The sequence below is a fragment of the Trinickia dabaoshanensis genome (genome assembly GCF_002879885.1).
GTDB classification, from domain to species: Bacteria; Pseudomonadota; Gammaproteobacteria; order Burkholderiales; family Burkholderiaceae; genus Trinickia; species Trinickia dabaoshanensis.
Genome location: NZ_PNYA01000012.1, coordinates 154,270 through 175,051, shown reverse-complemented (window position 1 = coordinate 175,051; position 20,782 = coordinate 154,270). Strand labels below are relative to the sequence as shown.

At 59.5% G+C, this 20,782-nt stretch carries 20 protein-coding genes and 1 tRNA gene; 12 read left to right on the top strand and 9 right to left on the bottom strand.

Annotated elements, in window-relative coordinates; all coding sequences use genetic code 11:
• Positions 1-22: 22 nt before the first annotated feature.
• From C0Z18_RS15195 to C0Z18_RS15165, 6 genes are all read left to right on the top strand, one after another.
• A tRNA-Val gene (locus tag C0Z18_RS15195) sits at positions 23-97 on the top strand.
• Positions 98-972: 875 nt separating this feature from the next.
• Positions 973-2,199: an anti-phage Hailong system effector protein HalA gene (gene halA, locus C0Z18_RS15190; RefSeq protein ID WP_102646233.1), complete on the top strand. Its 1,227-nt coding sequence runs from the start codon at positions 973-975 to the stop codon at positions 2,197-2,199.
• Entirely contained in the window at positions 2,199-2,882 is a 684-nt protein-coding gene (gene halB, locus C0Z18_RS15185; protein WP_102646232.1) for an anti-phage Hailong system nucleotidyltransferase HalB, read from the top strand. Before halA ends, halB begins: the two co-directional genes overlap by 1 nt.
• 612 nt (positions 2,883-3,494) lie before the next feature.
• Positions 3,495-4,157, top strand: a complete 663-nt coding sequence (locus tag C0Z18_RS15175) for a HEPN domain-containing protein (RefSeq protein WP_146014016.1) — start codon at positions 3,495-3,497, stop codon at positions 4,155-4,157.
• A 205-nt stretch (positions 4,158-4,362) separates the two neighbouring features.
• Entirely contained in the window at positions 4,363-5,358 is a 996-nt protein-coding gene (locus C0Z18_RS15170) for a S49 family peptidase (RefSeq protein ID WP_102646271.1), read from the top strand.
• Positions 5,359-5,422: 64 nt separating this feature from the next.
• Positions 5,423-6,127, top strand: coding sequence for an AbiU2 domain-containing protein (locus C0Z18_RS15165; RefSeq protein ID WP_102646229.1), 705 nt, complete (start codon positions 5,423-5,425; stop codon positions 6,125-6,127).
• Positions 6,128-6,307: 180 nt separating this feature from the next.
• On the opposite strand, the gene C0Z18_RS15160 is transcribed toward C0Z18_RS15165, so the two are convergent.
• Together C0Z18_RS15160 and C0Z18_RS15155 are read right to left on the bottom strand one after the other, a co-directional pair.
• Positions 6,308-6,517, bottom strand: a complete 210-nt coding sequence (locus tag C0Z18_RS15160) for a hypothetical protein (protein WP_233217317.1) — start codon at positions 6,515-6,517, stop codon at positions 6,308-6,310.
• Between the two features lie 8 nt (positions 6,518-6,525).
• Complete coding sequence (locus C0Z18_RS15155) at positions 6,526-6,990, bottom strand: hypothetical protein (RefSeq protein ID WP_102646227.1); 465 nt, start codon at positions 6,988-6,990, stop codon at positions 6,526-6,528.
• Between the two features lie 368 nt (positions 6,991-7,358).
• Between C0Z18_RS15155 and C0Z18_RS15150 the strand changes: the two genes are divergently transcribed.
• The 4 genes from C0Z18_RS15150 to C0Z18_RS15135 all read left to right on the top strand — a co-directional run bounded on the left by C0Z18_RS15150 (position 7,359) and on the right by C0Z18_RS15135 (position 9,999).
• Complete coding sequence (locus tag C0Z18_RS15150; RefSeq protein ID WP_102646226.1) at positions 7,359-7,763, top strand: hypothetical protein; 405 nt, start codon at positions 7,359-7,361, stop codon at positions 7,761-7,763.
• 35 nt (positions 7,764-7,798) lie between these two features.
• Positions 7,799-8,071, top strand: a complete 273-nt coding sequence (locus tag C0Z18_RS15145) for a hypothetical protein (protein ID WP_102646225.1) — start codon at positions 7,799-7,801, stop codon at positions 8,069-8,071.
• Positions 8,072-8,165: 94 nt separating this feature from the next.
• Positions 8,166-8,909 (top strand): hypothetical protein, encoded by a 744-nt coding sequence (locus C0Z18_RS15140; protein WP_102646224.1) that lies wholly within the window; start codon positions 8,166-8,168, stop codon positions 8,907-8,909.
• Positions 8,910-9,540: 631 nt separating this feature from the next.
• Complete coding sequence (locus C0Z18_RS15135) at positions 9,541-9,999, top strand: phage terminase small subunit P27 family (RefSeq protein ID WP_102646223.1); 459 nt, start codon at positions 9,541-9,543, stop codon at positions 9,997-9,999.
• A gap of 164 nt (positions 10,000-10,163) precedes the next feature.
• On the opposite strand, the gene C0Z18_RS15130 is transcribed toward C0Z18_RS15135, so the two are convergent.
• From C0Z18_RS15130 to C0Z18_RS15100, 7 genes are all read right to left on the bottom strand, one after another.
• Positions 10,164-10,601, bottom strand: a complete 438-nt coding sequence (locus C0Z18_RS15130; protein WP_102646222.1) for a single-stranded DNA-binding protein — start codon at positions 10,599-10,601, stop codon at positions 10,164-10,166.
• A 183-nt stretch (positions 10,602-10,784) separates the two neighbouring features.
• Complete coding sequence (locus tag C0Z18_RS15125; RefSeq protein ID WP_146014015.1) at positions 10,785-13,418, bottom strand: phage/plasmid primase, P4 family; 2,634 nt, start codon at positions 13,416-13,418, stop codon at positions 10,785-10,787.
• A 469-nt stretch (positions 13,419-13,887) separates the two neighbouring features.
• The gene (locus C0Z18_RS15120; protein ID WP_199189457.1) at positions 13,888-14,115 is read right to left on the bottom strand and encodes a hypothetical protein; all 228 of its coding nucleotides are present in this window, start codon (positions 14,113-14,115) and stop codon (positions 13,888-13,890) included.
• Positions 14,116-14,304: 189 nt separating this feature from the next.
• Positions 14,305-15,255 (bottom strand): hypothetical protein, encoded by a 951-nt coding sequence (locus C0Z18_RS15115; RefSeq protein ID WP_146014014.1) that lies wholly within the window; start codon positions 15,253-15,255, stop codon positions 14,305-14,307.
• 146 nt (positions 15,256-15,401) lie between these two features.
• Entirely contained in the window at positions 15,402-16,661 is a 1,260-nt protein-coding gene (locus C0Z18_RS15110; RefSeq protein WP_102646219.1) for a site-specific integrase, read from the bottom strand.
• A 309-nt stretch (positions 16,662-16,970) separates the two neighbouring features.
• Entirely contained in the window at positions 16,971-17,285 is a 315-nt protein-coding gene (locus C0Z18_RS15105) for a HigA family addiction module antitoxin (RefSeq protein WP_102646218.1), read from the bottom strand.
• A 267-nt stretch (positions 17,286-17,552) separates the two neighbouring features.
• Positions 17,553-18,443: a manganese catalase family protein gene (locus tag C0Z18_RS15100; protein WP_102646217.1), complete on the bottom strand. Its 891-nt coding sequence runs from the start codon at positions 18,441-18,443 to the stop codon at positions 17,553-17,555.
• Between the two features lie 169 nt (positions 18,444-18,612).
• On the opposite strand from C0Z18_RS15100, the gene C0Z18_RS15095 reads away from it, so the two are divergent.
• Together C0Z18_RS15095 and C0Z18_RS15090 are read left to right on the top strand one after the other, a co-directional pair.
• A complete protein-coding gene (locus C0Z18_RS15095; protein ID WP_102646216.1) occupies positions 18,613-19,368 on the top strand; it encodes a PadR family transcriptional regulator in 756 nt (251 codons plus the stop codon).
• 87 nt (positions 19,369-19,455) lie between these two features.
• Positions 19,456-20,727: an MFS transporter gene (locus C0Z18_RS15090; protein ID WP_102646215.1), complete on the top strand. Its 1,272-nt coding sequence runs from the start codon at positions 19,456-19,458 to the stop codon at positions 20,725-20,727.
• Positions 20,728-20,782 lie beyond the last annotated feature (55 nt).

Below are 20,782 nucleotides of genomic sequence, written 5' to 3'. Positions count from 1 at the left end.
CTGACATAATTCGACTCTCTTCGGGTGGTTAGCTCAGCGGTAGAGCACTGCCTTCACACGGCAGGGGTCACTGGTTCGATCCCAGTACTACCCACCAGAATTTGCAAGCGATTGCAGGTAGAAAGGCTCGGCTCACGCCGGGCCTTTTTGCTTTGTGGACTTCCTGTGGACTTTTTCGGCGGCAGGGTTTTGGCGTTAAGCCCATGCGAACCGCGCCCGGAGCCCCCCCCACTCGCCGCCCTCCTCGCCGTCCCGCCCTGGGCCGTTCTGGCGCGTTTGTGAGGCACTGCATTACGGCAAATCCCGGCTCGATCGGGCGAAGATTCTGCGGAAGGCCGGCGCGGGTCGTCATCCTTTGCCTCTGACGCGCAGGGGCGCCCATCGGCAACCAACCGGGACGGCCCTCGCACCGGTCGCTTGGGTCGCTCGCAAATCGTTGCCAACCATCGGAAGGTGCCTTTGCTCAGTCGCAAACTAGCGCGCATGCGCAACAGGCTTGTAGGTGCACGGTGAAGGAACGCCCCCCCACAAATGCCAGACATCAACCCATTACCGTCAGTTATCCCTTGGACATCAACGTCCGCTTCCAACTGCCCAGCCGCCTTTCGTTCACGCGGGGCAATGCCGCTTGTTGAACTGTCGATATCGTCCATCTGAGTTATCCAAGAGCCAAATTTTTGATGGAACGCGGACGCGAAGTAGTCCGACCGAGGGATTGCAGTCCGCAGGCGTACATCGCTTCTGGCAAGTGGCCACTTTTAGCGAAGTGAGCAGCGGGCTCCGACTTCCTGGCTGTGCATCTAGAAATACGCCACAACGCTCGACCCTCGACTTGCAGATCTTCAACGACCGCTTCGCGGTCCACATCGTAGCTTCACTGGTGCGGTCATAACGATACTCGGCAGCGGCGACGCGGAGGCGGTAGAATCCACGTTCCCGAGATATACCGCGCCCAGAAAGACAGAACGAAAAATGACAAGTTCGAACCTTCCACCGAAAGCCAAGCCTGGATCTCAACAACCGACATCGGCAAACGGTAATTCTGCCGGCAAGCAGGCGCGAACGCGGCCGACCGCAAATCCGAATATCTTAACTAAGTACGTTAGCGGGAAACGAAAATCAAGCTATTGGGACCCACTCTATTCCGAGAGCTTCCGCGGCATAGATCGTGCGTTTGATTGGGATATCTCCAACGTTACCGGGATCTCGTATTCGGAATGTACGGCAGAGCGTTTATCGATCTTTGTAAATAAAAAGAAGCTGACGCGATGGTCGGCAAAAGGGTTCTCGTTTGAAAACTGTGATTTTCGCGGCAATTTTATATCTGTTGACTTATCTTTTAATAGTTGTCAATTTTTAGAGTGTGATTTGGGATCGGCCACATGGAAAGGCGTGAAATTTTCAAATTGCAAATTTTCACGTGTTTCGCTTTCACTGGCGACATTTGAGCAATGTCAGTTTATTGATTGCATTTGGTCAGAGATTGGTGTGTCCGGCACAGAAACGAAATTTTTCGATTCGATGATTTCGAATCCTTGGGAATTCGTTATGTCAGCATACACGAACATGGACGCCGGGGTTCTCCTGCAGAAAGGGCCGACTAGTCCCGCGCATCAGAGAATGCGACTGGAGGAAACAAAGGTCAAAATGGCGCGGGCTGTTTTATCGAATAACGAAAGAAATGCGGATGACAATGTCTATTATCAAGCGGTAAAAACTTATCTTACGCAATCCTTGATTTCTAGACGGGAAAGTGCAAAATTTGTTTTGAGGTCGAAAGACCATCCGCCGACGAAGGAGTCGAAAGCAAAGCCGCTTAAGAAGGTTTCTTCACTTTGGAAAGTGTTGCAAGCTTCGCTTGAGCTTTCTATTTTGAAAATTTCAGGTGCAGTAAACGAGTGGGGCTATAGCCTCGCGCGTCCTGCACTGGTAGGACTAATGATGATCGCGTTGTTTGCGGTCATCTACAAACAAGCTGGTGTAACATGTGATGCCCCCGATGTTATCGGGGCTTGCACTTGGAAACTTGCTTTTATGACGTCTTTTGACGTTTCATTGCTGGTTGGATATACAAAGCATGCAGCCGAAAAGACCCTTTGGATACCACAGGTTATTTACGGGATCAATGCTATATTTGGTCTATGGTGGTACGCAATCTTTGTGCCGACGGTGATTAACAGAATTAGTAGAGTACGCTAATGCCAATTTTAGCGCTTGCATTGTACGGGAGCCGCGCCCGCGACGATCAACAGCCAGATTCGGATGTTGATTTATTTGCTGTTACCGACGATGCCGAATACAGGATGGTAGTGCAGGCCAATATCAACATGGCGTGCTACCCTCGCGATTTAGCGATCCAACGTGCGAATTCTGGCGATCTTTTCATTTTGCACATTGCACTGGAAAGCAGGCCCTTATTTGATTCATCCGGCGAATTTGATTTTATTCGCGAAAGCTTCAACTATAAAAATAGTTACGAACAGGAAATCGATCTGGCTTCTGATCTTGCGTGGTTTTTATTGAAAAATGCAGAGAAATTTCGCGACTACATTTTTTTTAATAGGCGTGTCGCGTGGTGCGTGAGAACAATATTAATCGCAAGGTCGGCGGAACTTCGACGGCCGGTCTTTTCTGCGAAGCAGCTTGGGGAATTTTCTGGATCATCGGAAGCATTTTTATTGATTAGCGCCAAAAACAGCGATCAGTTTATTTCCGGTTACCTCGATCATCTAAGAGGATTTTTAGATCGTTTTGGATCTCCCAATCCGGTTCCCTCAGGAGAGCAGATTGACTGGGCAATGAGATTCTCCGCGAGTCGAAATGTAATGGGGTTGAAAACATTATCAAATATGCGAGGCTCTTCGTCGGGCGACGAGTATTAAGTTTTGGTTGGCTGAGTATCTTGCGGTGAGCGATCAGCCACGTCTCACAGTGATCGTCGAGGAAAGCGCGGATGGTTAGCAACTAGCCCGCGCGCCTGCTTTCGCGATCGCGCTGCTCGTGCCGTTCGGCGGCCACCGCAACGCTTAGCGTCACAATGGTGAATGGCCGAAACGCAGTGACTTCGAGCCGTCCATCCCCGCTGCGTGAGCGTCTCCTCGTGGCCGCACGGAGCCATAGGATGCTATCGCGCCGCTCGGGCGAGCCGGCGACGTGCGGGCGGCGCATATCGGCCCGTTGCGGGTCATTCGCCATTGCGTTCTCCACATCCTAAAGCAGCCGCACGATCTCTGCACTGCCAAGCGGCCGGGTGGTACGCACGCCGTGACCGCCACATCGAAGTGTTAGCATCAATGCACGTGAATCCAGTTCGAAGGCAGGACTTTATGCCAAGAGTCATCGGGGGGCGGCGCACAACGTATTTGTTGCTTAGTGGTATCAAGGTTCCGCGGAGTATCCGACTGGCCGATGGTCTCGAATTGCTCCCTTGGGGAGAACAGGTTGGCCCCCGCCCGCTTCTAGCGGGACTCAATCTCCTCGACAGGCATTTCGCCTTGTTGCAGTTGCCCTGGGTCGAATGTCAACTTCGCATCGCCGGCATGGGCAGAGCTGACGTAGCAACACGCGCTTGGAACTCTCTCTGGGACGTCTTATTGCTGAGCGCAATCTTCGGCGTGCCTGTCAATTGCGGGCTTCAGTCAACGGCAGCCGCAGCTCACTTCACCGAGCGAAGCCGCCTCAACGTTATCGACTATCGAATCTTAGCCCCTCTTGGGAAGGATTCTCGGGTTCTCAACGAAGCGGAGTGCATGTGGCTTGAAAGCAATTTCGGTAAAGCCCAATCGCTGCTTACTCAGCATGGGTTTCAAAACGCGGTGCACTGCCTCGCAACATATCACTGGCACTCTCTGCCGCGAGCGCAATTGGCTCTTCTCTGGGCAGGGATAGAAGGGCTGTTCGGAGTCGATTCGGAGATCGTTTTCCGCGTCAGTCTTTACACCGCGAAGTTCCTTGCGCCCGGAGACGTTGACCTACAGAAGACACTTTTTGCCGACGTCAAACGTCTCTACAATGTGCGTTCAAAGGCAGTGCATGGAGGTAAGCTAAAAGGTGATCAGCACGAAAGCGTCCTGGAGTCAGTTGAGCTGTTAAGGCGACTCATAGTTGCATGTATTGAGCGCGATTGTTTGCCGCCTGTAAGAGATTTGGTTCTGTAGGCCCTGCGATCAGTCATGCGACGTTCAACACGCAAGCAGAGGGACGGTGACGGCCGCTTTTGGCCGGTTTAAATCGGTGACGTTCGCCGGCGCGCAGAGCCCGCCCGTGCGTCGTGTCGGACCTCGCTCCTCTTTGCTCCGATCATCGCGAGCCGTGCCACACTACGCATGACGCCGATGCATAGGCGTGCAGAAGGAGAATTTCATGCAGCCGTCGATTGCCGAATTGATTGCTGGGCCTTGGGCCATCGTTCCCAACCGCCTTCAATTCGTCCGCGCCGCGCTTGAGGCTTCGGCTGCCGGGCACGGGCTCGACTCAACGCCCCATGCGCGAATCTACGGCGCCATCAGCGCAAGGAACTGCCGTCCGACCGGCAATGGCGCGATCGCCGTATTGCCGCTTTACGGCGTGTTGGCGCAAAGGACGGACGCGCGCGGCGAGGCACTCGGTTTCGTGAGCCTATGGCGCTTCACGCAAGCGTTCCGCGCCGCGCTCGCCGACGATTCGGTCGGCGGCATTCTGCTCGACATCGATTCGCCCGGGGGCAGCGTCTATGGCGTTGCTGAAGTGGCCGAAGAGATTTGCCGGGCACGTGAGCGCAAGCCCATATTTGCAATCGCTAATAGCCTCGCCGCTGCCGGGGCCTATTGGCTCGCGAGTGCGGCGAGTGAGGTGTACGTCACCAGCGGCGGGGAAGTTGGTTCGATCGGGATCGTCGCCGCACACCAGAACCTATCCCGGAGCTTAGAGCGCGCCGGCATCAGCACGACCTTGATCAAGGCCGGCAATTACAAAACCGAGAGCAGCCCGTTCGCACCGCTCAACGCGGATGCACGACAGCACATACAGTCGCGCGTGAACGAGTATCACCGCATGTTTGTCGACGCTGTAGCGAAACATCGCGGGGTCACAGCATCTATGGTCCACCAGGGATACGGCCAAGGCCGCGTGCTCGACGCGCAAACAGCGAAACACGAGGGAATGGTCGACGGGGTGACGACGCTTGACGAGGTCGTACGGCGCCTCGCGCAGCGCATCGGCCGGGACAAGACAATCAGGGTCCCATCGCGCGCCGCTACGTTGCAGGAACGTGCATGGGTGATTTCCGCGTTGAGCCGCCCGTCTTTGACCGGAGAATCGCGTAAGGCAACATACGACGCCACCGCGCGCCATCGCGAAATCGACCTGCTTGCTCTCTAATCGCGCAGGCAGTCGTGCATCCCGGTCAATAATCGCCAACTTCCTATTTGCCGCTCAGAGCACCATGTCGTCCAAACACGCAAAGATTGAAGCGCACGCAAGCCACCTACTAGACGCATTCATTGAACTTCGCCATCGATATGCACTGCTTGGGCCGATGCTCTTCGAGGAGGCTGTCCCGCGTCGCTGGGGCTCAGGGCGACGTGCGCACGGCTTTGCAATCCTAAGGCACACGTTGTTCCTGTCGTGCTGCCAGGATATTGCCAAGCTCACAATGGACAGTGATGGTCGGGCACCGAGTCTGCGTAATCTGATGGCCGAACTCGCAGACGACGACTTGAGAAGCGGTTGCCGGGAACAATTCGCGACGTGGAAGCTACCGCCAGTCGAGGAGGAAGCCGATCCTGCCATCGCGGCCGCGCTGCGACAGATCGAAACAGACGAGGAAAGAGAATTACGTCACCAGTTCGATACGTTGTACGACGAGGCAGTGGATCTGTGGCAACGCTTATCGGCGAGCGTCACGATGAACGGTTTCCGAACGATTCGCGACAAGGTGACGGCCCACACGGAGGTACGTCACGTCGCGGACAAATATGAACTAGTCGACATTGCGAAGCTGGGGATCAAATGGGGCGACCTGCTCGCGACGATACAGGCGATGCAGAGGCTTGTAGCGATTCTCGGAATGCTGATACGAAACGCGGGTTTCGCGTGGGACTCGCTAGACGTTCAATTGGCGCGCGCCAGTGCGGGCTTCTGGGAATAATTCGAGGCAACGTAAGCGCAACGCGACGGCGTTGTCGAGTTGATTCGGCCCACCCAGATTTGAAATCAGAAAGGGCAAGGCGTTAGCGCAAGTCGGCTTTGCCAAGCCGACCGAATTTGCCCTGCTCAACGAGCGCCAGTCAATGCTGTGCTCGCGTTCATGCGCAACACGCCGAGAGTGTCACGGCCGATCTTTCGCTCGCTTGTGCCAGCGCGTAGAAATGCCATGCTCGCGCAGCAGTTTTTGCAGACGCCAATTCTCGACAAACAGCACGATAATTAGCACCGTCGTCGAAACCGAAAAATACGACTCGCCGAGATAGTGGATAGCCGCCCAGGCGGCGCCGGCGAGAACAAGAGCCGTAAGCACGAGCAACCCGCGATCGATCAACCATGCTTTCATTGCGCGGCTCCAGCAGCACGAGCCCATGCACCGTATGAACGGCGATTGGGCATCGACACATCGACGATTTCGGGATGTTGCAGTAGTAGCGCTTGCATCGGCGCAATAAGCACCACGCTCCCGCCCAGCATCGCGCGGTGAATTTGTCCAATGGCGACCGGACCAACCTTGCAACCGAGCGTTTTGTCCGTCGCAACGATCAGGCTTCCGATCGCGCCGCCCACATAAAACGCCGCCGAGTATGCCGCCGCCGCGCCGAGAAAATCGGTCAGCGTGCCGGCGCCAATGAGTTCGCGAATGGTGACTTTCATGCCGAACGTCTTCACGAGGCCCAACAGTTGCCCAATCGTCGATGCCGCTTGCTGTTGCGTCGCGAATAGACCAGTGGGGACCGTCAGGCCGATGGCTTCCATGTTCTGTTTGAATGCCGGATAGAACCCGGCCGCGCAGGATTGGCCCATATGCTCTCTCAGATGATTTTTGTCGTTTGCGCTGTTCACGTTTGTCAACGCGGCGCGTGCGTGAGCATATCACTTTCCGGTGCGCGGAAAGTCGGGCATGCCCTCACGCCGCAAACCGTCCGAGCGAAGCATGTCCCGCGCACGTGCGTCACCGAAGGGGGTGTCGTTTTGACACCCCCTTTGCGCGGCCTTGCCGTACGAGACCCAGCGTCATTGATGTATGACGGGCAGGATGTTTCTTCTACGAGGAGATGGGCGTATATTTTCGCAACATGAATGACCTTTCCGTCTGCTATCGGCGTGTCATTGAAGCGCTTGTCTCGCAGCCCGTGCCGCTTGCGTATCGCGAATCGATCAATAGTCGCTAAGTGTCGATCGTGACCGCCTCCGGCGTTGCGGTCCCAACGTTAAGCCGCACGATGGCGATCGAGGCCGGCAAGCCGCGAGCAATCGACACGAACGTCAAAGCAAAATCGGGACGACGAAACCTGTGTGGCATTCCTTATCAGGAGGTCCGTATGCCTTCAATCGAGCCTATCCGGTGGGCGCATCCCGACACGGCGCCCGATGCGCTCAAGCCGCTGCTTGATCTCAGCAACGGCCGGGTCAAGAACGTGATCGTGCAACGCCGGTGCAATCCGCATTTCCCGCCAAGGCATCGTGAGCGATATGTCATGGCCGAGTATGTCCTTCGAAACGGCACCGGCATTTTTGTCGACGCTGAGAGCGGTCGCTTGCTGTACCCCAGCGGCTGGATTCTGGCGCGCGCTTAAAGCCGGCCGCCTCATCTCACGTTCAAGGAGTTGCTATGTCGATTCCCACCGTCACCTGGAACGATCCGTCCACAGCGGTTGCCGCATTGTCGTCACTGATCCACGACAACGGCGTCAACGACGTGCTGGTCGAGGTCGATCTGGACAGCTGCCATATCAGGGGGCCGAAATATCGCCAAGCCCGTTTCTGTCTGGATGACCAAGGCAATGCATGCTGGCTCGATGCGAACGGTCTGCCGTTGCACAACGCGGTCGTTTCCTGGGCGCTGGCTGCCCGCTTCGATGATGATAGGCCGCCTCAAATTTGAGGTGGTAGCCGGCCGGTTGATGCTCGCCGCAATTCTACCGGCTCAAAATTGAGCCGGTTATCCAAACCATCGTATTCATCGTGGAGAACGCATCATGGTTTCCGTCTTTGAGAGAAGCGCCGAACTGATTGGCCGGATCGCGAAGTCTGGACTGCTTCAGCAGGACGAAGATCAGCGCGACACGGATGCGGCGAAGATCGAACTGCGTCGTGCGTGGGCGTCCGAATTGGCAAGCCTCCCGACCCGGCGCCGGAGGGAACTGCCGGCACTCGCCCTAGCCGCAGAGAAAGCCCGAGTCGCAGAGTTGGAGGCGTGGCATGCGGCTAATCAAGCGCGCGAAGCCTACCAGGCGGCCATGCTTCGCTCGATGATGGCGCAGAGCGCGCTGGACGGCCGCGAAGCGCAACTCTCGTGGCTGCTCGAAGGCCATACCCATCCGACCGTGCCCGATCAAGACCCGGACAAAGACATGCCCGTGATCCTGGCGTATTTGCATAACGTTGACGATCAGGTGGCATTGATGCTCGAAACGCTGCGGCACGCTTGCCGCGCGACGCACGAGCGTTCCGAACGCGATGGCTGGGGACGTGAGCGCTTCGTCGACATTTACAACAGCGACGAGATCGCCACGACCCGGAACAAGCTGGAAGCGATTCGCGACGCTCTGCGCCTGTCGATGCATCGCGCCGATCTCGATCCGCCAAAGCAGCGCCAGGAAGCGGATGACTTGCTGCGCAGGGCCGAGCAGATCGCGATCCCGATCTTTCAAGGCAGTCCGGCGGAAGGCATCTTCCGTCGCGAACGTGAGCGGTTGTTCGGCGTGAAGAAGGTCGCTTGATTCATCGTCGCTCGCGTAGTGGTGCGGGCTCGGTTTGTCGAATCGTTCGAATGCCGGCAGCAGGTAATCGAGTGAAGGGGTGTCCTCGAAATCGAGGACACCCCTTCGCGAAGCGATTTAAAGGGGGCTGTCAGACATGGGGGCACGCGCTCGCTACGCTAACCGCCGTCGGAGATACTGACAAACGGTCTCCTCAATTTTGAGGAGACAGGCGACGCTGGCGTGTCGTCAACGAATCGAGCCGAGAAGCGGCGACCGAATGGCGACACTCGCCACTTAGGTCGGGGCGTCGTGTTGGCAGGGTTAGGCCCTCTGCGACGAGGGGTATGCTCAACTTTAAGCATACCCCTGAAATCGGCTCTTAGACGGGCTCACGGTCTGCAACCTACTAATCTCGTCGGAGTCCGTGCGAGCCCGCATTGGAGCCGTTTGCCCCACCGGGCGGGCCTTCTCGGGGGGATAGGCGGGGCAAAAGGCTACGGGGTTACCCGCCCAGACCGCGTGTAGGGTCAATTTTTTATTCAAGCGAAATTAGCGACCCCGTTTTGACCGGATAACGCGCAAGAACGCCAAAACACCGCTCAAAATTGAGCAGTGCATGCTCGCGGATCGACGCAAAGGGAGGACAACCATGCGTGGTAGAAAACCGATTCCCACTGCGTTGAAGCTGGTTCGTGGCAATCCCGGCGGCCGACCGCTCAATATCGACGCCGACGCGCCACCGCTTGAGGCGAACGTGATGCCGGCCTGGCTATCTGACGGCGCGCGCAAGCACTGGCCGACCATCGCTGAGCACTTGCGCGCGGCCGGCCTCCTAACCGCGCTCGATGCGACCGCATTGGGCCTATATTGCGAGGCGTTCTGTCGCTGGCGGGACGCCAACGAAAAGGTCGTCAAGCTCGGCGCGGTCGTCAAGAGCAAGCACGGCTATCCGATTCCGTCGCCGTATTTGCAAGTCGCAAACCAAGCCTACGCGCAACTTACGCGCATGCTCGCCGAGTTCGGTATGACGCCCTCGAGCCGATCACGTTGCGCGGTCACGAAACCGGCCGGTCCCAGCCCCTACACAAAGTTCGTGAAGAAGACATGACCGACGAGACCGTTACGCGTCATGGATGACTTCGACGTAAAACGCTTGCCTCGCTGCTTCGCGCTTGGCTCGGTGCAAAACGCAAAATTGGGTTTTGCACCTGGGACCGACACGGCGCACCATGTCGCGATGGCAGCCTTTTCATTTGTCAATTCACGCGACGTTCAGAACGTGACGTCGTCGTCCGGCATCGCGTCGCCGGCGAGTGCCGCTCCTTCGCGCAGTCCGCGTTGCTTGCCGACACTACGGGAGATCGACGTCGTGTCGCCGCTCGATGCCTGCCCAATTGCCTCGCGCCGCTTGCGCACGTGATAGGCGCTCAACACGCCGTGCGCGACCATATCGAGCGCCGTTTTCGCGTCGCCGTGCTTGTCGGTCCACACCTTCGGCGTGAGCGTGCCTGCCAATGCAACGCTGTCACCGTCGGCGAGAGCGAGAAGTGCGGCCTTCGCATTGTCGTCAAATGCGATCACGTTGACAAAGAGCGCGTCGCCATCGCCGCTCGCGGCACGCACCTTGGCCGTCACGAACGTCTTGCCGTTTTGCGCCGTGCGATTCTGCGCGCTGCCGCTTAGCTTCCCTGCGATCAATCCGTCAACCATTGAAGCCTCCTCGATGCGGTCGCCTGGCCGCTCACCTGGGTTTGAGCAGTGGGGACAGTGGAGATGAAACGCTGAATTGGTATTTCCCTATTGAAATCAGCCTTTTCAATAGGACAAACCCAAAATCGACTTTTATCCCCACTGTCCCCACTGTTCGGGCCCTGCGCGATGTATCCATCGGCATCACGAATCGCCCCATTTCGCGTGCTTGTAGGCGTTTCCGTCATAGTCCGACTCGACAGCCGGCTCCTTGAGCGACAATCCGATCCACCTCGTTTGCCCGTTCGATTCTCTATGGGTGTAACCGCGCTCGCCCAGTCTGCGCCCCATCACGATCTGACTCGCCGGCTTCGCCCCCGTCCGAATGCACCACGCCTTGAAGCTGGCGTACAACTCGCCCGAGGTCGTTTCGTAGGCGGATGGTTTCGTGCATTCGGCCAACCACATGCCCATGACATCCTGGTCGGTCTGATACGCGTGGGTTGCAGCGTCGACCACATCGGGCGTGTCGCCGAGCCCGTGCTGTTGCCATTCGAGGCACCCGGCCACCATCCACGCAACGACGTGTGCCGACTCGCGTTTGAGCGCGTCGAGCAAGTGCGGGTCGCGCTCGGCCGGCGAGAAGATCCGGTTGAACGGAATCAGCCTGACACGGCGCCACATGCCGTAGTCTGTGCCGCGGATGACCGGCTTGTGATTGCCGCTCATCCACAGCTTGAGTTGAGGGAGGAATTGCACGGGGGAGCAATGCAGCCTGCGCACGGCCATCGTGTCGCCGGCGACCAGCCCTTTGACGAGCGCCTCAGCAAGCGGCATATTTTCCGGCGTCTCGGCGCACAGGCCCAGGCGTGCCCCGATCAGGTCGGCCAGATCAGGCGTAGCGGCTCCGGCATGGCGCTTCGCGTCGGTGAGCGTCTCGGCAGGGATCGCCTTCGCGTAGTCGCCCATGACGTGCTTGAGCAGCAACATGAGGACGCCCTTGCCGTTGTTTCCGGCGCCGTGACAGAAGAGGAACGCGTGTTCCTGCGTTGAGCCGGTGAGCGTATAGCCAGCGAAGCGCTTCAGCCACCCGATCAGTTCCTTGTCGCTGTCGAAGATTTCATTGAGGAACGTCACCCAGCGCTTGGCCCGCGCCGCGTCGCCGACGCTATGCACCCCCAGGCTCTTCGTCACGTAGTCCTCTCGTGCGGCGGCGCGTGTCACGCCGGTGCGTAGGTCGATCACGTGCCGGGCCTTATCAAAGCCGACGAGATACGGATCCGCGTCGATCGCCTCCAGCGTTAGGCGTACCTGCTCAAAGTTCGACAGGAGCTTGACGGCCGCCTCGGTGGTGTATCGGGTGGCGCTCTTGCGCGACCATTTGGCGAAATGCTCGGCCGCCTTCAGAAAATCCGCAGTGCCGATAAAGCCAGCGCCCTCGCGATAAATCGCGGCTGGCAGACCGGCGGCGAGCGCGCACACTTGCGCGCCATCGTGATCCCATTGCCACGCCGTCCCGTCCCACACGAGCCAGGCATTTAGCCCAGCCACATACCTGAGATTGACGCCGTGCGCATCGAGCAGACGCTGCGCGTTGCCCAATTCGGTGAGCGGGCGCGTGTTCCTAGTGCCATCGCGCACATCGCACCCCGGCAGAGACGGCACGGCAAGCGGCATGGCTGGCGCTATGATCACGTCGCTGTCGGCGCGTGCGCGCTCGGGCGAGGCGTGACCATACCGAGCGCGTGGCCCTCCCTCGACCAGTGCCCGTAGGTCGCGCCAACGGTTGTCGGCGCACGAGTTGTGCTGGCACTTGAAGCCGAGCGCACCGTCCGGGCCGCGAAAGATTGCCGCCTCGCCGCTTACATGCTCGGGATTGAACGGGCAGGTCGCCAGCTTGAACCGCTCCCGCCCACCGTGCAGGTCGCGGGTATAGGCGATACCGAGCCGCGCGAGGAACGCTTCGAGGTCAAATGAGGCGCGGTCGTTCCACTCCCCCGACCTCATCCCCGATGCGATAGAGCGGCCGCCGTGATGACCGTTGATCGCCTGCTTGTGGAGCAGGCGCAGTTGCTCAGCGGTTACTATCCCGGCGCCGTGCGGGGGCACGGACTCTATGCTCGAAAGCCGCCACGGCGTAAGCGGCGCGTGGTCGCCCTTGTTCGCCAAACACCCGTACAGCTTCACGACGCGCGCGGCATTGAAGACCGATTGATCGACCGTTATCGCGTCGTCGTCGAAGCGCGCTGCCAGACCCGCCAGCGCACCCTTGACCAGATCGCGGCTTGCCTCGTCGTTCGGCAGGTCGAGCCCGTACAGCAAGTGCATGCCATTGCCGGACTCCGCCCGCACTGGCTGCGGCCAGCCTTGCGAGGACAAATACTCAAAGCAGGCCTGCGAGGTCACGCGCGCGGCCTTGAGTTGTTCGTCAGTCGCGGAGGTGTCCTTCGGGCGCACCGGATCGAAATCGAGTAAAAGCCAGCGGCGCCGCACCACGTCATGGTCGGACGTGGTCGTGCTCGCGAACCGTTCGACGCGGTTGCAGTAGCGGCCTAGCAACTGTGGGTCGATCCGGTTCAACGTCACGTAGCACGCCGCGCCCGCCCGGTTCAGACTCACGGCTGCGTCGGCAAGGTCGAGCCAATGCACGCCATCGAAATAGCCGGCGTCGGTGCGCTTCTTCCCTTTGTGAAAAGCGCGCAACTCGATCACGTCGGCGGGATCGAACATCGCGGCGAGCGCTTCGAGGATTGCGACTTTATCGGGCTGCGGATGCGAGAGTGGCGATCTCCCGTTCGGCTGAGCCTGCGTGACATGCGCAATGTTGAATGTTTTCATCACTTGTTCCACCAGATCCGCCGCCAGGCGTCGCGCGCCGCGTCGATCAGTGCGTCGTCAATATTGGTGTCGGTCATAACTCACCCGCGAGTCGACAGGCGGAACGGGAAGGCTGCGCGGTGTTTACCGAACAACCACGAGCGGCGCCCAGCACGGGCGAATTGACGCGGATCGGTTGTATGCTTCGCATTGGAGCGAGCCGCGTGATCGCTATCGGCGCGGGTCGCAGGAGAAACGGTTTTTTCACTCATGGGTTGCTCCCGACTTTAACGTTGGAGCAATCGAGACTGATAAACTAGCGATTGCTTCCGAACGTGCTTTTGCGTGCAAGCTCAGCTCGTTTGATGCGTCGGGCCGACCGTCTTCTCACACGGTCGGCTTTTCTTTTTCGAAACTCGTCAAACCTGTTCGTTGTGTAGATTTGCGATCGCTGCTATGCCGTACGCAGAGGTCCGGCCTGTATGGCAGGTCACGCTGTTTCAAGCTGCTTTTGCTGGGCGGTACGTGCCTCCATCTCGCGCCGCCAATCGGCGGCTGCTTCTTCGCTAATCAGGACGCGTCGGCCAACCTTCATCAGGCGAGGGCCTTGCCCGGCCGCAAGCAGCTTGTAGAAGTAGGCGCGCGAGATATTCCCGTGCGACTCGCAGAATTGTTCGATGCTGAATGCAGACGGTTTCGGAATCGTTTGCTTGTCCACTCTATCCACCTATGTCGAGGTGCATCTGTGTCGATGACCGACAACAGACGGCAGGTGGCTCGAATGTAAAAACCCGCCATGCGAGCGGGTTTATGAGCGGACTTAAGATTGCAGCAATTGCGCGTGCTTCCGGTCAACGGCCCATCGGAAGCCGGGTTTTAGGCGCGGGTTTTACGAGCTTAAACCCGCTCAATTGCGCTGCGACTTCCAGTCGTTAATGTCGATCCGGTACTCATCCCATTGCCGTCGCCAGGGCTCGAGGGATGAATGCTTCCGAAAAGCAGCAGTGATTGACGGTACAGACGCGCCGCGATGCTCGGCGAGCAATTTGGCAAGGTGAACTGGATCCCAAACGCTGGGGCGACCTCTGCCGCGTCGCCCTTGCTGCCTGCGTGCCGGCACTAACCACTGGGCGCCATCTCCGAGGTTCTTGTTCCATTGTTCCTCTGACCATCCGCCAAGGCCGTCGAAGGCCGCGGCCATGTCAGGGGTAGACAGGCCCACAAATGCGTAGCCCTTGCTTGCGGTAGCAATCCTCTGCGTCGTCGAGTCGGCCGCTTCGGCCAATCCCGGCATCGCGTTCGATGCGCTGGGCATCGCCCCGCTCGGGTTCGATTCGGCCAAAGCCTCGGTGTTGGCACGTGCGTCGGCTACCGGCTGCGAACGGTCGACACCGAAAAATTCATTGAACAAGTGAGTTGCGGTTTCCGTGCAGGTCCACGCCATGCCCCGAGCGGCGACAAAAGCATCGGCCTCGTCAATGCTGATCACCCAATTCGTTTCATCCGCGTTCGCGATCGGCAGAAGCGAGTTCCGGTCGCGCGGCACAAATTCACCGCTGTCAATTGCGGCACGAAATTCACGTTCCCAATCCGAAACAATCTTTTCGTCGTCTTGGTAGGGATCCCTGAAATCCCACAACGTGAAGAGAATGATTGCAAGCAACTGCACTCGCGTCAGAATGCCACGTTCGTGAACACGCCGTATCCATCTTTGCGGTCCGACGGTTTTGATCTCGACGATTTTTTCGGTGACGTTTTCGGGACCGCCGCCGACATGCCACCACTTCTGGCGCTTTGTTTCCTCGCCACGGAGCGCGTGCATTACCTGCTCGAACAGATCGGATTGTCGAGATGCCATGCTGCGCCCCCTTCACGCGGAGCCCTTGCGGAAGAGCCGCGCCGAACCGCCAAGGGACGCGGTCATTCGGGGATCAGCCTAGACGCGGCACGTTGCACTATGCCACAGGGGGCGATCGGACGTGCCTTCCCCCAGATGTCGCCATCTCATCCGCTAACGGACTCATCGGACGGGCGCGCCGGCGGTCGCAGCAACTTTGCGACGGCGAGCGCCTTGTGTGCCGGCGCAAGGTGCGCATAACGGATGGTCATCGTCAGATCGGCATGACCGAGCAGCTCGCGCACGGTGTTGAGGTCCACGCCGCTCATCACCAATCGTGACGCGAAGTGATGCCGCATGTCGTGCCACGTGAAGTCGGTCAACTTTGCCTGATCGAGCAGCTTGCCCCATGCCGTCTTGATTTCGGTCACGTGCGAGCCGTCGCGGCCCGGGAAAACGAACTCGCCTGTCGTTTGCTTGCGCCATTGTTTGAGCATCGCGAGGGCTTCGTCATTCAAAGGGATATGACGAAGCCGGCGGGACTTCGCCGTGGCGCCGCGAACAGTCAGGACTGCAAGGCCGAGGTCAACGGCGTCCCATCGAAGCTTGAACGTTTCGCCCTGCCGCAGCCCGGTGTTGAGCGACAGCAAGACCATCGGTTTCAGATGATCGACGTACACGCTCTCGTCGATTTCCGGCAACAATTCATACCGCCGCGCGGCACGCCACTTGTTCGCATTGGTCCGCGCGGCGCGCTCTCGGGTTTCCCGCGCATCGAGTGCGGCCCGCAGTCGATCTTCTTCATCATCCGAGAGCCATCGGACGCGGCCGTCCGGTTCCTTGAACTGTTTGACGGTGCCGAGCGGATGCACATCGACCAAGCCCCATTCAAGTGCCCGTGAGAACAGGCTGCCGAGTGCCGCAAGGTCGCGATTGATCGTCGCGGGCGCCTTACCCGCCTTTACACGCGCCGAGCGCCACTTCTCGATGATCCAGGCGTTGAATTCGACGAGTGGTCGCGCGAGTTCGTCGCAAAACGCCGCACGGATTCGCTTTTCCGTCGCGGTGGCCGTCTGCGAGTTCGTCGCGAGCCAGTCGCGGTAACGCTCCTCTAGGAAGTCCGCGAGCGTCATCGTTGCGCGCCGCTTTTGGCGCGCAGTCTCGGCCGGGTCTTCGCCGTTTGCGATGCGCCCGAGCAAAACGCGCGCGGCCTCGCGAGCGTCACTGACGGACGTGGCCGGAAACGATCGGTCAAGTGACTTCCGTGCCTGCTTGCCATCGACACCTCTGTAACGAATGCAGTAGGTGATGTTCCCGCCCGGCGTGACGCGCACGGCAAACCCGCGCAACTCGGTATCCTGGATATCGAAGGCGTGTTTCCGGGGCTCGGCCGTCCGAAGCAACTCACGCGATATTTTTGCGCGCATATTAGCTCCAGGTCGTGGACTTAGCGTGGACTTAACGCGCAGTGTACACCGGTGGACACGCGGAGACACGCCCCGGCTACATCATTGATTTTTATATTATTTATATTCATCTATGGATATACAAAGACAAGACTGCACGCCTTCACACGGCAGGGGTCACTGGTTCGATCCCAGTACTACCCACCAGATTCATGGGTATGTAGGAAGCCCGAAGAACAAAGGCCCTCTGGCGTTAGCCGAGGGCCTTTTTCTTTTTAGGAAGGAAAATGCGCAACGCCGTTAACGCGTCCTCCGTTACCCCCGCATGTCTTACGCGGCGATCCGTTCGCGCGGCGTCACTTCCCTTTTGATCTCCTCTCCACGTGCGGCAAACGCGGTCTTCAGATCGAATGCCTGCTGCAAGTTGAGCCAAGTTTCGGCGTCGCCACCGAAATACCGAGCCAGCCGCAATGCGGTATCGGGTGTGATGCCGCGCCGCTCCCGAACGATATCGTTGATGCGCGCCGGCGTCACATGCAGTGCGGTGGCCAAAGCATTCGCCGTCATGCCGAGCGGGACGAGATATTCCTCTCTCAAGATTTCGCCCGGATGGACCGGACGCATTCCGTTAGGAGACCGCGCCATGATGAATATGCCTCGGTGCTAGTCGACTAGGTCAACAGCCTCTAGGGCCGTCCGGTAATCGGAAATTCCATCTTGCCTATCGATAAACGGCAAGTCCGCGCGGTACCGAAACGATCCTCAAGATCGCATACCGCGCGGCTCAAACGATAGCGAGTTATGACCTCGCCCCGGGGAGTGACGGATGAAACTCAGACCGAGTCACCGTTGCACCGAACGAAAAGCGGCGAACCAATCAAACGCGCTCCGCCGATTCGCCACCCGGCACCATCACTCCACCAGCCCATCCGCCCCCGGCGCGCTTTCCCCCAACTCGGCCCCCGTCTCCGGATCGTGCGTCCGATCGGACTTCAACCGTCGCTTCATCTCGTCGAGCGTCGTACGCTCCTTCTCGCTCAGTTGCACGGCCGCGGAGCCGTCGCCGCCGTCAACGGGCACAGGGGGATCCTCGACCAGTTGCAACCCACGACCCTCGTTCCACGGTCCACGTTCAGGCGGCGCGCCGACCGACATCTTGAAGTACGCGTCGGCAAACTCCGGCTCCGGCGCCAATTTGCCCGGCGGGAAATTCGCCGTAATCGAATACAACGCCTTCTCGAACGACTTCTGATGCGAGACCTCGCGCGTCATCAAGAAGCCCAGTGCGTCGCGCACCCCCGGATCGTCGGACACATTGATCAAGCGCTCGTAAATGATCTTCGCGCGTGCCTCGGCCGCGATGTTCGAGCGCAAATCGGCGGTCGGCTCGCCGATGGTGTCGATATACGCCGCACTCCAAGGCACCCCGGCCGAATTCGTCAGCGGCGCGCCGGCGCCGTAAAGCACCTGAGTCACGTGACTATCGTTGCCCGCGCCGTTCAGCTTGCGATAGAGGTCGGCTTGCGCATCGACGGCCTCCGCCATCTCGCCCTTCGCGCCGCGATTGAGCATCGCCACGATCGAGCCGATGATCTCCAAGTGGCTCAACTCTTCGGTCGCAATATCCAACAGCATGTCCTTGCGCCCCGGGTCTTCCTCGGTGATCGCCTGCGTGAAATAGCGCATCGCCGCAGCCAACTCGCCTTGCGGTCCGCCGAATTGCTCCAGCAGTAGGTTCGCCAGCCCCGGATCCGTCCTGCCGACTCGAACCGTGTACTGCAACCGTTTGTTGTGCACGAACATGGGACCTCCTTTGTGGTCTTGGTTGAACGATCTGCCGCTCGGCTTCGTCCGCAACGACCATTCCCGCCACCGACCCGCACTCGCACCCCACCCCGGCCAGACCGCCTTGACTTTCTATCTTTAGATATATATCTTTAGATACATATTCACTGACACGGGGGATACTCCCATGCGACATCGCTTCCACGATTTTCAGCGTCATCTCGGGCTGATCGAACAGCACCATGCCCATGCGCGCGGCCACGGCCATCGCGGTCAGCACGACGACCGTAGGTTCTTGCATGACATCTGGCATGCGGTCGGGCGGCATCGCCATGGCCACGGCGGTGGGGCTTCGTTTTGGGGCGGCCGCGGCGAGCGCGGATTCGGCGACGACGACAGCTTTACGCGCGGCCGGAAATTCAGCGGCGAGGACTTGCAGTTGATGTTGCTCGTATTGATCGCCGAAACGCCTCGTCACGGGTACGAACTCATCAAAGCGCTCGAAACGCGTTCGAACGGGTTCTATGCGCCCAGTCCCGGCATGGTCTACCCTGCGCTGACGTACCTCGAGGAATTGGGGTTCGTGACCGTCCAGCAGGAAGGCAACCGCAAGCGCTACGAGATCGCGGACGCGGGCCGCGCGCATCTGGCGGCAAACAAGGATCAGGTCGACATGATTCTCGCCAAGCTGAGTTTCGTCGCGCATAAGATGGAGACGATGCGGCGCGCCTACGCAGCCGAAGACGACGATGACGGCGGCCGCGATGCCGGTTGGCATCCGAAGCTGCGCCAAGCGAAGTACGCGCTGAAGCTGGCCTTGCTCCGGCGCCTCGATGCGGACGCGAGCGAACAACAACGCGTCGCCGATATCTTGCTGCGCGCCGCGGCGGAAATCGAGGGTAAGCCGGCTGCCGGTCCGGCTCCCGAAGGCGCGAACCTGTAACGCTCAGGCTCGCTCGCGCGTCAACTTGGGATGGGGGCGGCTAACCCCCTCCCGCCACCGGCACATCGATAAGGATTTCCAATAACAATGTATGCCTTGCCTCAAAAGCGCGAGCAAAGTCTAATTTGGCTACTCGCGCTCGTTCAATTCACGCTCATCATGGATTTCATGGTGATGATGCCGCTCGGCCCCCAAATCATGACGGCCTTCGGCATCTCGCCGGCGAAATTCGCGGCCGCCGTCTCCGCTTACTCGTGGTGCTCCGGACTCTCGGCTTTGCTCGCCGCGACCTATATCGATCGGTTCGATCGACGCAAGCTGCTGCTCGCCGCCTATCTGCTGTTCGCGCTGTCGAACATCGCTTGCGCCTGCGCGACGAGCTATCCGCTGCTGCTCGCGAGCCGCGCGTTCGCGGGTCTGACGGGTGGCGTGCTCGGCGCCGGCGTGATGGCGATCGTGGCCGATATCGTCCCCGCTCAAAGACGCGGCAGCGCCACCGGCATCATCATGACCGGGTTTTCGATGGCCGCGATCGCCGGGGTACCGGCCGGCGTCATGCTGGGGGCCTACTTCCACTGGTCGGCGCCGTTTTGGCTGCTCGGCGTGCTAACCGTGACCATCGCATTCGTCACCTTGCGCATTTTGCCCCCGCTCGACGAGCACTTGACGAACGTACAGCCGACGCTGGCCGAAACGCTTCCCGCGCTCGCGCGCCTGCTGACCTATCCGCGCCACGTGCGGGCTTTCGCGTTGACGTTTGTGACCATGCTCGGGCACATGCTCGTGATCCCATTCATTTCGCCGATGCTAGTGTCGAATCACGGCATCGCGCCGAGCCGTATCTCCTGGCTTTACATGGCAGGCGGCGCGGCCACGTTCTTCACGTCGCGCGCGATCGGCAGACTCGCCGATCGAATCGGGCACCGCACCGTGTTCCGCATTTTCGGCGTGCTGGTGCTAGTGCCGATCCTCGCCCTCACCCATCTGCCCGATGTACCTTTTTCGATCATCGTGCCGGGGTTTGCGCTGCTCCTCATCATCTCTTCCGGACGCATCGTGCCGATGCAGGCGATCCTGACGACGGTGCCCGACGCACAACACCGCGGCGCGTTCTTGAGCGCCAACGGTGCGGTGCAATCGCTGGGAACGGGCTGTGGCGCGTGGCTTGGTGGGCTGATGCTCTCCACCGATGCGGCGGGCCACATCGTCGGCTACGGGGTCAACGGTTGGGTGTCGGTGACCCTGGCGTCATTGGCACTCGTCTGGGTGGGATACGTGCGCGGCGCCCCGGTGCCGGGCAATGCGTCCGTCGCGCCGACCATACCCGCCCCCGCCCCGGAACTCGCCGGCGAGGCTTGAGGCGGGTTTCCGTCCGGGCCGGGGAATAATGGAAAGACTGGGTCCCGCGCTACGC

Bases quoted from the DNA above. Each gene is read 5' to 3' on its own strand.
- C0Z18_RS15125 (WP_146014015.1), bottom strand. From the start codon at position 13,418: ATGAAAACATTCAACATTGCGCATGTCACGCAGGCTCAGCCGAACGGG.
- C0Z18_RS15135 (WP_102646223.1), top strand. From the start codon at position 9,541: ATGCGTGGTAGAAAACCGATTCCCACTGCGTTGAAGCTGGTTCGTGGC.
- C0Z18_RS15110 (WP_102646219.1), bottom strand. From the start codon at position 16,661: ATGCGCGCAAAAATATCGCGTGAGTTGCTTCGGACGGCCGAGCCCCGG.
- C0Z18_RS15155 (WP_102646227.1), bottom strand. From the start codon at position 6,990: ATGGGCCAATCCTGCGCGGCCGGGTTCTATCCGGCATTCAAACAGAAC.
- C0Z18_RS15105 (WP_102646218.1), bottom strand. From the start codon at position 17,285: ATGGCGCGGTCTCCTAACGGAATGCGTCCGGTCCATCCGGGCGAAATC.
- C0Z18_RS15095 (WP_102646216.1), top strand. From the start codon at position 18,613: ATGCGACATCGCTTCCACGATTTTCAGCGTCATCTCGGGCTGATCGAA.
- C0Z18_RS15090 (WP_102646215.1), top strand. From the start codon at position 19,456: ATGTATGCCTTGCCTCAAAAGCGCGAGCAAAGTCTAATTTGGCTACTC.
- C0Z18_RS15130 (WP_102646222.1), bottom strand. From the start codon at position 10,601: ATGGTTGACGGATTGATCGCAGGGAAGCTAAGCGGCAGCGCGCAGAAT.
- halA (WP_102646233.1), top strand. From the start codon at position 973: ATGACAAGTTCGAACCTTCCACCGAAAGCCAAGCCTGGATCTCAACAA.
- halB (WP_102646232.1), top strand. From the start codon at position 2,199: ATGCCAATTTTAGCGCTTGCATTGTACGGGAGCCGCGCCCGCGACGAT.
- C0Z18_RS15115 (WP_146014014.1), bottom strand. From the start codon at position 15,255: ATGGCATCTCGACAATCCGATCTGTTCGAGCAGGTAATGCACGCGCTC.
- C0Z18_RS15170 (WP_102646271.1), top strand. From the start codon at position 4,363: ATGCAGCCGTCGATTGCCGAATTGATTGCTGGGCCTTGGGCCATCGTT.
- C0Z18_RS15145 (WP_102646225.1), top strand. From the start codon at position 7,799: ATGTCGATTCCCACCGTCACCTGGAACGATCCGTCCACAGCGGTTGCC.
- C0Z18_RS15165 (WP_102646229.1), top strand. From the start codon at position 5,423: ATGTCGTCCAAACACGCAAAGATTGAAGCGCACGCAAGCCACCTACTA.
- C0Z18_RS15100 (WP_102646217.1), bottom strand. From the start codon at position 18,443: ATGTTCGTGCACAACAAACGGTTGCAGTACACGGTTCGAGTCGGCAGG.
- C0Z18_RS15140 (WP_102646224.1), top strand. From the start codon at position 8,166: ATGGTTTCCGTCTTTGAGAGAAGCGCCGAACTGATTGGCCGGATCGCG.